This is a genomic window from Arthrobacter sp. 35/47 (assembly GCF_000520475.1).
GTDB classification, from domain to species: domain Bacteria; phylum Actinomycetota; class Actinomycetes; order Actinomycetales; family Micrococcaceae; genus Arthrobacter_D; species Arthrobacter_D subterraneus.
In genome coordinates this window covers 24,039-28,240 of the sequence record NZ_KI914603.1, presented here as the reverse complement: position 1 = coordinate 28,240, position 4,202 = coordinate 24,039, and the positions used below count along the sequence as shown (strand labels likewise).

3 protein-coding genes are annotated in these 4,202 nt (G+C 64.2%); 2 read left to right on the top strand and 1 reads right to left on the bottom strand.

The features are described from left to right. Positions 1 to 26 precede the first annotated feature (26 nt). A complete protein-coding gene (locus tag X803_RS19275; protein WP_051470665.1) occupies positions 27 to 1,949 on the top strand; it encodes an acyl-CoA dehydrogenase family protein in 1,923 nt (640 codons plus the stop codon). Between the two features lie 5 nt (positions 1,950 to 1,954). On the opposite strand, the gene X803_RS0110615 is transcribed toward X803_RS19275, so the two are convergent. Continuing rightward, positions 1,955 to 2,503, bottom strand: coding sequence for an acyl-CoA thioesterase (locus X803_RS0110615; RefSeq protein WP_026545121.1), 549 nt, complete (start codon positions 2,501 to 2,503; stop codon positions 1,955 to 1,957). A 132-nt stretch (positions 2,504 to 2,635) separates the two neighbouring features. Here X803_RS0110615 and putP point away from each other — a divergent pair, with 132 nt between their 5' ends. Continuing rightward, the gene (gene putP, locus X803_RS0110610) at positions 2,636 to 4,135 is read left to right on the top strand and encodes a sodium/proline symporter PutP (RefSeq protein ID WP_026545120.1); all 1,500 of its coding nucleotides are present in this window, start codon (positions 2,636 to 2,638) and stop codon (positions 4,133 to 4,135) included. The last annotated feature ends 67 nt before the right edge of the window (positions 4,136 to 4,202 follow it).

Sequence of the window (4,202 nt, the reverse complement as noted above, 5' to 3'; positions counted from 1 at the left end):
GGAGCCGGCCGCTGAAAGGGCCTGCCATGAGCGCCGAAGCACTTCAGGAGAACGTCAACGAACGCACTTCCCGGGAGGTAGCGGAGTCCGCCCGCGAGACGGAGTGGAACCGCCCGAGCTTCGCCAAGGGCCTGTATCTGGGCCGCTGCGATATCTCGCTGATCCACCCCCACCCGGCCTCCTTCTATACAGAGAACGACGACGGCGAAGAATTCCTCACGCGGCTGACCTCGCTGCTGGAACGGCTGGACGGGCAAGTGATCGAGCGGGATTCACGCATCCCGGACGAATATCTGCGGGATCTCACCGCTCTCGGCGTCTTCGGCATCAAAATCCCCCGTGAGTATGGCGGGCTGGGCCTCTCACTGACCTATTACGGACGCGCCCTGATGCTGCTCACGTCGGTCCACCCGAGCCTGGGTGCCCTGGTCTCCGCGCACCAGTCCATCGGCGTACCCGAACCCGTGCGCATGTTCGGCACACCCGAGCAGAAGCGCGAGTATCTTCCCCGGTGCGCGGCGGGCGCGATCTCGGCCTTCCTCCTCACCGAACCCGACGTCGGATCCGACCCCGCCCGCATGAGTGCCACCGCCACCCGTAACGACGACGACGGCACCTACGTGCTCAACGGCAGCAAACTGTGGACCACCAACGGTGTGATCGCCGAACTGGTAGTGGTGATGGCGAAGGTTCCGCCGCACAGCGGCGGCCCGGGCGGCATCTCCGGTTTTGTGGTGGAGGCCGACGCGCCCGGCATCACCGTGACGCACCGTAACGCGTTCATGGGTCTGCACGGGATCGAGAACGGTGTCACCCGGTTCCACGATGTCCGGATACCGGTCGCCAACCGCCTGGGCAGGGAGGGACAGGGGCTGAAGATTGCCCTCAGCACCCTGAACACCGGCCGGCTGTCCATCCCGGCGAACTGCGCGGCAACCGGCAAATGGTCACTGAAAATCGCCCGCGAATGGTCCAACGCCAGGGTGCAGTGGGGCCGGCCGATCGGCCACCATGAGGCAGTCGCACAGAAAATCTCCTTCATTGCCGCCACCGCCTTTGCCCTCGAGTCTGTCTTTGAACTGTCTGCGGCGCTGGCCGATTCGGGACAGAAGGACGTCCGCATCGAAGCTGCCCTTGCGAAACTGTGGTCCAGCGAGATGGCTTACCGGATTGCCGATGAGCTGGTTCAGGTCCGCGGAGGCCGCGGGTATGAGACTGCGGCGTCGCTCAAGGCTCGCGGAGAACGGGCGGTTCCTGCCGAACAGCAGCTGCGGGACCTGCGGATCAACCGGATCTTCGAGGGCTCCTCGGAAATCATGCACCTGCTGATCGCCCGGGAGGCAGTCGATGCCCACCTTGCGGCGGCAGGTGACCTCGCGTCGTCGGACGCTGACTTCCGGGCAAAGGCAAAAGCGGCAGCCGGCGCCAGCGGGTTCTACGCGGGCTGGCTCCCGCATCTGGTGGCCGGGCCGGGCCTGTCGCCGCGCTCCTACTCCGATTTCGGACGGCTGGCCCGGCACGTCCGCTACGTGGAGCGGGCCTCACGCCGCCTTGCACGTCATACCTTCCTGGGAATGGCGCGCTGGCAGGCAAGACTTGAGCACCGGCAGGTGTTCCTGGGGCGGATCGTGGACATCGGAGCGGAACTGTTCGCCATGGCAGCCACCTGCTCACACGCAAAGCACCTCCAGGGCCAGGGGCGGCGGGAGGCCGGTGACCTGGCAGAGGTTTTCTGCGGGCAGGCGCGCCTGCGGGTCGAGCAGCTGTTCACCGATCTCTGGAGGAACACGGATTCCGCCGACTATAAGCTCGCACGGAGTGTCCTCGACGGACGCCATTCATGGCTTGAGGAGGGAATTCTCGACCAGTCGGAGGGAAGCGGACCCTGGATTGCGGAGGCAGATGGAACGCCGCTGAACGCGCCGGATCTGCATCGCCGGTATCGCTGATTCCTCTATTGAACCCACTCATGCCGGGCGGGCTTGCGCGTGCTGGGCAGCGCCGTGTTCAACCGCCATTCGTGAATCCAGTCGGGTAGCACCAGGTCCTCCGGCGGATTGCCCAGCGCCTCGAAGATCTCCCCGTTCGACACCGGCCCCTGGGAGCTGAGCAAACGGGTGGCGATGTAGGCACGGGCGTAGATTTCGCCGTCGTGCACCATGCGCTGCTCGAAGAAGATAGCGCGCTCATCGAATCCGAGGATTCGGGTCTCGATCGTGTACCGCTGCCCGAGCTGAAGCGACTTCCGGAAGGTAATGGTTTCGGCGTTCACCACCGGGCTCCAGCCTCTCCGCCGCATGATGCGCCAGACCCCACTGCGGATCATGAGATCGAACCGGCCGAGGTCCATCAGTGCGAGGTACATGCCGTTGTTGACGTGCATGGCGATATCGATGTCGGTGAGCTGAACCCGCAGGGGCAGGGAGGCTGAATCCCAGACGGAAAGTTTCGGGCGGCGGCGGGACGCGAAAAGCGTCCAGAGGGTGCGCAAGATCAGGTGCATCATGCCATACTACCGGCCGGTAACAACAGCATTCTGATCGTGAAACAGGTCACTTTATTAGCCATGCGCCAGATTCTTGGAATAGTGGTCGGCTGCACTCAGCCAATCCCAAGGAAACTGTGAAAGGAACACATGACTGACCAGACCTGGCAATACCTGGCTATGGCGCTTTACATGATCGCCATGCTGGGAATCGGCTGGTACGCCTTCCGGAAAACTTCCGATCTCGACGACTACATGCTCGCAGGCCGCGGGCTCAAGCCGGGCGTTGCTGCGCTCAGCGCGGGAGCCTCCGACATGTCGGGGTGGTTGCTGCTTGGACTGCCCGGCGCGATCTACCTGTCCGGCCTGATTGAGGTCTGGATCGCCATCGGCCTGACCATCGGTGCGTGGCTCAACTGGAAGTTTGTCGCGCCGCGGCTGCGGAGCTACACCGAGGTGTCCAACAACTCGATCACTGTGCCGAGCTTCCTGGAGAACCGGCTCAAGGACCGTTCCCGGCTCCTCCGCATCGTCTCGGGTGTCATCATCCTCGTGTTCTTCACGTTCTACGTGTCCTCCGGCATGGTTGCCGGAGGCGTCTTCTTCGAGTCCTCCTTCAACTCGGACTACACCCTCGGGATGATCATCGTTGCCGCGGTCACCATCTCCTACACCCTGTTCGGCGGCTTCATGGGCGCCACCTTCACCGACGTAGCGCAGGGCGTCCTGATGCTGCTCGCGCTGATTGTTGTGCCGATCATCGGGTTCGTGCAGGTGGGCGGTTTCGCAGGCATGACCGAGTCCATCAGCGCCGTTGATCCCTCGATGCTGAACTTCGTGGCCGGCGGTTCCGTACTGGCGATCCTTTCCGCGGCCGCCTGGGGTCTTGGCTACTTCGGACAGCCGCACATCATTGTCCGCTTCATGGCGCTGCGGACCCCGCAGGACGCGAAGGCCGGACGCCGCATCGGCATCGGCTGGATGGTCCTGACGGTTCTCGGCGCGGTCTCCACCGCGCTGGTGGGAATCGCCTACTTCCAGCAGAACCCCCAGCTCACGCTCACCGATCCCGAGGCCGTGTTCCTCTCGCTTTCGCAGGCGTTCTTCCACCCCTTCGTTGCCGGAATCGTGCTCGCCGCTGTCCTCGCGGCCATCATGAGCACCATCTCCTCGCAGCTCGTGGTGTGCTCCTCGGCCCTCGTCGAGGACCTCTACAACATGGTGTCCAAGAAGACCCTCTCTGCGAAGCAGGGCGTGATCCTCGGCCGCCTCGGCGTGCTCGTGGTCGCGATTGTCGCGATCATCCTCGCCTCCGGCCGCAACGAGTCGATCCTCGCACTGGTTGCCTTCGCGTGGGCAGGGTTCGGCGCGTCCTTCGGACCCGCGGTGCTCCTGTCGCTGTTCTGGCGCAAGCTGACCATGCCGGGCGCACTGGCCGGAATAATCGTTGGAGCGGCCATCGTCTTCGCCTGGGGTAACTCGCCGCTGTCGTCCACCATGTACGAGATCGTGCCAGGCTTCTTCGCCAACCTGGCGGTCGCCGTCGTCGTGAGCCGGCTGACCTGGAAGCCCAATCCGGAGATCGAGGCTGAGTTCGATGCCGCCGTCGCCGGCGTCTCCGAGCGCAAGGAACCGGTCACGGTTTCCTAGCCTGACTGCACCTCGGCTCCTCACCTGCTTCGCAGCGTCTGCTTCGCGGCGGGTGGGGAGCCGATCT

Excerpts from the sequence above, each read along its gene's own strand:
- X803_RS0110615 (WP_026545121.1), bottom strand. The coding sequence starts at position 2,503 with ATGCACCTGATCTTGCGCACCCTCTGGACGCTTTTCGCGTCCCGCCGC.
- X803_RS19275 (WP_051470665.1), top strand. The coding sequence starts at position 27 with ATGAGCGCCGAAGCACTTCAGGAGAACGTCAACGAACGCACTTCCCGG.
- putP (WP_026545120.1), top strand. The coding sequence starts at position 2,636 with ATGACTGACCAGACCTGGCAATACCTGGCTATGGCGCTTTACATGATC.